Annotated in this window: 5 protein-coding genes and 1 pseudogene; 5 read left to right on the top strand and 1 reads right to left on the bottom strand. The window is 48.2% G+C overall.

The features are described 5' to 3' along the window. Nucleotides 1-315 precede the first annotated feature (315 nt). The 5 genes and pseudogenes from IM485_RS22680 to IM485_RS08370 all read left to right on the top strand — a co-directional run. A pseudogene (locus tag IM485_RS22680) lies at nt 316-528 on the top strand (hypothetical protein); the annotation flags it as partial. 59 nt (nt 529-587) lie between these two features. Continuing rightward, nucleotides 588-2,162, top strand: a complete 1,575-nt coding sequence (locus IM485_RS08385; RefSeq protein WP_287742419.1) for a B12-binding domain-containing radical SAM protein — start codon at nt 588-590, stop codon at nt 2,160-2,162. Nucleotides 2,163-2,185: 23 nt separating this feature from the next. Next, complete coding sequence (locus tag IM485_RS08380) at nt 2,186-4,495, top strand: NACHT domain-containing protein (RefSeq protein WP_287742417.1); 2,310 nt, start codon at nt 2,186-2,188, stop codon at nt 4,493-4,495. 1 nt (nt 4,496) lies between these two features. Then, nucleotides 4,497-5,273 (top strand): sterol desaturase family protein, encoded by a 777-nt coding sequence (locus tag IM485_RS08375; protein ID WP_043998932.1) that lies wholly within the window; start codon nt 4,497-4,499, stop codon nt 5,271-5,273. 171 nt (nt 5,274-5,444) lie between these two features. After that, entirely contained in the window at nt 5,445-5,627 is a 183-nt protein-coding gene (locus IM485_RS08370) for a CsbD family protein (RefSeq protein ID WP_002763229.1), read from the top strand. 112 nt (nt 5,628-5,739) lie between these two features. On the opposite strand, the gene IM485_RS08365 is transcribed toward IM485_RS08370, so the two are convergent. Continuing rightward, nucleotides 5,740-5,846, bottom strand: a 107-nt coding sequence (locus IM485_RS08365; protein WP_287638279.1) for a transposase, incomplete at its 5' end; no start/stop codon positions are given.

Below are 5,846 nucleotides of genomic sequence, written 5' to 3'. Positions count from 1 at the left end.
TGGGAGTGATCGGGGGGAAAATTCAGGGACTTTTTCCCTGAAAATTAGGTAATTGACCCCTTCAAAATCGGTAAAACCCTACACCCCACACCCCACACCCCACACCCTGCCCCCAAGAAAAACTTTTTGCCGCAAACCCTAATTACTCACTTGCATAAATGAGATACTCCCAAAGAGGGATATTTATGAAGTGGAATCTGACCTGCGGAATGTTGGATATAATCTAATTATGTACTAAAAACAGGAAATTCATGACAAATATTCACTCGATCATCGGTATATTCCCCTCCAATGAAGAAGCAGACATAGTTGTAAGGTGGTAAACGACGTAAATATGGTGGCTCTACCACAAGACATGGGTTCCGTAAAGGAGATTTAATTTCTTCTCCCAAAGGAATTGGTTATGTTAGTGGAGATACCCAAAAACAGCTATCTGTAAGCGATGCCAATGGTCAACGATTGGGACAGATAACTGTTAGTAAGATTCAGTTAATTCGTCGTTCTAACGGTTTAATTGTTTCTCACTAACTTATGTAAAGCCGCCCTCCGCTATCGCTAAAGGGCGGGGTTTCAGACCCAGTTTTTCGATGAAAGCCCTGTTACTCTACCCTGAGTTTCCCCAGTCTTTCTGGTCTTACGATCGCTTTATGGAAATCGCGGGACTGAAAGCCACCATTCCACCCCTCGGCATCATTACTGTCGCCGCCCTCCTCCCCCAAAACTGGGAGATTCGATTTTATGATCGCAACGTCAATCCTGAAACAGAAGCCGATTGGGAGTGGTGTGAGTTGGTTATCCTCTCTGCCATGTTGGTCCAGAAGCCAGATTTTCAAGCTCTGATTCAAAAAGCCGTGCAGTTAGGCAAAAAAGTCGCCGTTGGCGGTCCCTACCCCACCTCTGTCCCCCAGGATGCCCTGGATTCTGGAGCGAACTATCTCATTTTGGATGAGGGAGAGTTAACCGTTCCCCTGTTTTTGGAGGCGATCGCTCAAGGTCAAAGCCAGGGAATTTTCCGCTCTGGGGACAAGCCAGACGTGACCCTCAGCCCCATCCCCCGCTTCGACCTGCTTCAGCGAGACGATTACTTAATGATGGCAGTGCAATTCTCTCGCGGCTGTCCTTTTAACTGCGAATTTTGCGACATTATTTCCCTCTACGGGCGCAAACCTCGTACTAAAGAGCCGAGTCAGATTTTAGCAGAGTTGCAGACTCTCTACGACCTAGGCTGGCGCGGTTCGTTGTTCATCGTCGATGACAACTTTATTGGCAATCAGCGCAACGTCAAACGCTTTCTCAGAGACTTGATTCCCTGGATGAAGCAGCACGACTATCCCTTCACCTTTATTACTGAAGCCTCGGTCAATTTGGCGGAAGATGATGAATTACTGCACCTGATGGCTGAGGCGGGGTTTTATTCTGTCTTTCTGGGGATTGAAACTCCTGACCAAGATAGTCTGCAAGTGACGCGCAAACTGCAAAATACTCGCAATCCACTGGTGGAAGCCTGTCGCAAGATTAATGCAGCCGGTTTGCTAATCTATGCTGGATTTATCTTGGGGTTTGATGGAGAGCGCTCTGGTGCGGGGGAAAGGATTCAAGCCTTTGTGGAAGAAACCAGTATTCCTCAGCCCATGTTAGGCATCCTCCAATCTTTGCCGAATACGGCTCTTTGGCATCGTCTCAAACGGGAACAGCGTTTAGTTGAGGGTGACAGCATCCATCCGACGGGAGATCAGAATAGCTTGATGAATTTTATCCCCACCCGCCCGATTGCCGAAATTGCCAGAGAGTATGTCGAAGGCTTCTGGACGCTGTACGAACCCAGCCACTATCTCCGACGCTGTTTCCAACAATGTCTCGGTCTGGGTTTGCAGTCAAAACACAAGCAAACCATGCAATTTCCCGTGGGGAAGGGGTTACGGCTGATTACCCAGTTAATCTGGCATCAGGGTATCCGCCGAGGGAACATTCGGGGACAGTTTTGGCGGCAATTATGGACGATTTGGCAAAAAAAGCCCCAAGTTCTCAATCTCTATTTAGGTCTGTGCGCGGCGGGAGAACATTTTTGGGAGTACCGGGCCTTAGCCAGAGAACGGATTACTCAACAACTAGGCTACGATCCCTTAGAAGTTTCTGGTCGTCCCAACCAGAACTCATTCTGACTCGATAGGGAGGATTGGATTGTATGGTCAAGAGATCGCTCCAGGCCTCCCCTTCGGGAATTAAACAGGCTAAACGAGCCTTTGCGCTCACGGGGTGGACTCAGGAAAATCTAGCAGGGGAAGTGAACTTAAAGACCCGCCAGCCGATTTGGCGGTTTTTCACAGGAAAACCCGTCGATCGCCAGGTTTTCCTGGAAATTTGTTCGATTCTGGATTTGGATTGGCGGGAGATTACCCTCGCTCCGCCCGCAGAATTTCCTGAACCAGGAGAACTGGCGAAAACTAATATTGATGCTCTGGTGCAAGAGGTGCGAGCGCAACGCCTGGACACCATCCAAAACCAGTGCGGCATCTTGCAGTTACTAGACATCAGCCATCCAGTCAACATTGATGACATCTATGTGGATGTCAATATTTTGGCGGAAATTGCCAGTCAACAGTGGGTGGAGATTGCCGATTGGCAAAACTTGGGTCCCGCTGAATTCGATCGCGTCGGTTTGGGAGAGGTTGAGCAGAAGCAAATACCCGGAATGCAGGCTGTTGAAACTTACTCAAAGCTCAGAGTTTTGGGCAGGCCGGGGGTTGGCAAAACTACCTTTTTGCAACATCTGGCGATTCAGTGCAACCAAGGCGAGTTTGCCGCGAATCAAGTGCCGATTTTTATCTTATTGAGAGAATTTGCCGAGGAGTCCAGTCCCAGGGGTGAATTTAGCCTGTTCAACTACATCCGTCAGGCATTGCTCACCTCGGGAATTTCCAACCCGTCTGTGCTGGAAACCTTACTGCAAGCGGGCAGAGTCCTGCTGTTGCTCGATGGCATGGATGAAGTTCTCAACCAGGACATTACAGCAGTTCTGAGAGAAATTCGCCAATTCTCAGAAAAGTATCATCGCAATCGATTTGTAGTAACCTGTCGCACCGCTGCCCAAAAACTCCAGATTCGAGGTTTCACTGATGTAGAAATTGCCCCCTTTACCCAGGCACAAATCAGCACCTTCGCGCAAAAGTGGTTTGTGGCACTGAGCAAAACGACTGCTCACGCGGGGCAGGAGCAGTCGGCTCAGTTTATGCAGAAGTTGGACTTGCCGGAAAACTGGCAATTTCGGCAACTGGTGGTGACACCTCTGTTTCTGCATCTCGCCTGCTGGGTGTTTCAGGGTCAAGGGAAATTTCCGAGCAAGCGGGCTGAGTTTTATAAACAAGGGCTGGATTTGCTGCTGGGTAAATGGGATGAAGCGAGAGGAGTCGAACGCGATCAGGTTTACCGGGGGTTTTTATTGCCCCAAAAATTGAGGCTGTTGAGCCAGCTTGCAGCAGTGACTTTTGAACAGGGGCAGTATTTTTTTGAGCAACGCACGATTGAGCAATACATTGGCGACTATTTGCGGAATTTGCCAGGTGCAACCCTCGAAGCAGAGGAACTCCAACTCGAAAGCGAAGCCATGCTGAAAGCGATCGAGGCACAGCATGGAATCCTCACAGAAAGGGCGCGAGGCATTTTTTCATTTTCTTATCTGGCATTTCAAGAATACTTCACGGCTCGAAAAATAGTTGCCAGCCATAATTTGCAGGCATTAGAACAAGCACTGGGAGGGTTGGTGAGTCACATCACCGATTCCCACTGGCGCGAAGTCTTCTTGTTAACGGCTGCCATGTTGCGAAGTGCAGATGCGCTGGTGCAGTTGATGAAGCAACAAATTGATGCCTTAGTCGCGCAAGACTCCTATCTGCAAGAGTTTTTGAGTTGGGCCAGCCAAAAATCCCAGCAGCTTCCAGACGAAACCAAAGTGGCGACCGCACGCGCATTTTACCTTGCCCTTGCCCAAAGCCCGCATACGGCAGATCGCTTTGCCTTAGCCAGCACGCTCGATCAGGGGATGTTTTTAGATGCGGCGTTGGAGAACTTGCTGGTAGAGTTTGCCATCGACCACAGTCAGGATTTTGCCTATGTCAATGCTTGTAGCGAGGCACTCAACAACATTCTGGTGATGGTTCTGGATGCTGGATTTTATAAGTCTTTGCAACAATTGAGAGACCAACTGCCACCTCCGAGTCAAAACCTGGAACGGCTTCAGCACTGGTGGCAGAAAAACTATTCTGCCTGGGTGGAACAGTTGCGGGGTGCGATCGCCAATTATCGCAATATTCATCATCCCTGGCAGTTTACGACTGAGCAACAGCAGCTGCTCCAACGCTACTATGAGGCCAATCAACTCCTGATCGATTGTTTGAATAGTAACTGCGAAATAACAGCCGCAATCCGGCAAGAAATTGAAGCCACGTTGCTGTTACCTCAAAAGGACTTGGAAGATCGGGAATGGCAAGGAGATTAAATTGATAGACCACTCATTTGGATTTTACGGGTTCGCTTTCTTTGGGATCATCCTGGCGCGATACTTTCTCGTGGCTGGGGGAACCTATTTGTTCTTCTATTCGCCCTTGAGTCAGTCCTTTGTCAATCACAACCTGCGGCATTGGTCTCCCTCTTGGCGATCGATTCAACAAGATATCACGCTCTCGGTTCTTTCGGCGGGGGTGTTTGCGCTGGCGGCGGCTTTCATCATGACAGGATACAGTTGGGGTATTACCCGCTTATACAGCCACCCTCAACAGTATGGGCTGTGTTATTTAGGGGTTAGTTATGGTGCTGTGTTGGTTCTCCAGGATGCCTATTTCTATTTCACCCATCGCTTGTTTCACCACCCGTCACTCTTTCGGTGGTTACACCAGGGGCATCATCGCTCGCGCTATCCTACCCCGTGGACTTCGTTTGCCTTTGACCCACTAGAGGCGATCGTTCAGTCTCTCTTCCTGGTCGGCATTGTCTTTGTCCTTCCCCTGCATTTCATCACGTTAATTGCGGCACTCACCACGATGACGATCTGGGCAGTGTTAAATCATCTTGGGATCGATCGCTTGCCCTCCTCATTTCCCCATCATTGGTTGGGTCGGTGGTTTATTGGTCCTGCCCATCATTCCATTCATCATCGCAAGTACACCGTACATTACGGTCTATATTTCACGTTCTGGGACAAACTCCTCGGAACTCAAGACCCCGATTATGAGCAGAAGTTTGATGAGCGTCTGACGGGTAAAGTCGATGGAATTTAACTCGTGCATCGCCCGTTACATTTTGTCTCGTATTCAAGCAATTCATACAGACTCAATCAATTCATACAGTAAATCAAACAACCACCCGTTACAGTAATACCAGAAGCAGAATTGTTAGCTCAACTTAGGTAAGCAGTTCTCAACTCCAACAAATTCAATAAGGAGAGCATCATGAGCTTAAAAGATAGAGCCGAGGCAACCGCCAAAAATATCGAAGGTAAAGTTCAAGAAGCAGTAGGAGATCTGACTGGCGATCCCAAAGCTCAAGCAGAGGGCAAGGAAAAACAGGCAGAGGCAAAAGTTCGTCACACTATCGAAGATGTGAAAGATGAAGTCAAAAAAATTATTGATTAGTAGGTCGTTTGTCACAGCAACCGCCATTCAGACAAATGATTGAAACCGGGCTTTCATCGGAACTCTTCCTCAAAAAATGGTGGCTCTTCTGGTTTTCGTGTGTTAATTTTTGTTATGAATTAAAGCAAGCAAACAGCTTAAGTCGAAGATGTTGAAAATTGGTAAATCCATAACTCATTCTTTTAATAAGCTTTATTTTGGTATTCATTCCCTCAATTA

The sequence above is a fragment of the Microcystis sp. M169S2 genome, from assembly GCF_020245865.1.
Classification (GTDB): domain Bacteria; phylum Cyanobacteriota; class Cyanobacteriia; order Cyanobacteriales; family Microcystaceae; genus Microcystis; species Microcystis ichthyoblabe_A.
This window is presented reverse-complemented; position numbering and strand designations above follow the sequence as displayed.

Excerpts from the sequence above, each read along its gene's own strand:
- IM485_RS08385 (WP_287742419.1), top strand. The coding sequence starts at position 588 with ATGAAAGCCCTGTTACTCTACCCTGAGTTTCCCCAGTCTTTCTGGTCT.
- IM485_RS08380 (WP_287742417.1), top strand. The coding sequence starts at position 2,186 with ATGGTCAAGAGATCGCTCCAGGCCTCCCCTTCGGGAATTAAACAGGCT.
- IM485_RS08370 (WP_002763229.1), top strand. The coding sequence starts at position 5,445 with ATGAGCTTAAAAGATAGAGCCGAGGCAACCGCCAAAAATATCGAAGGT.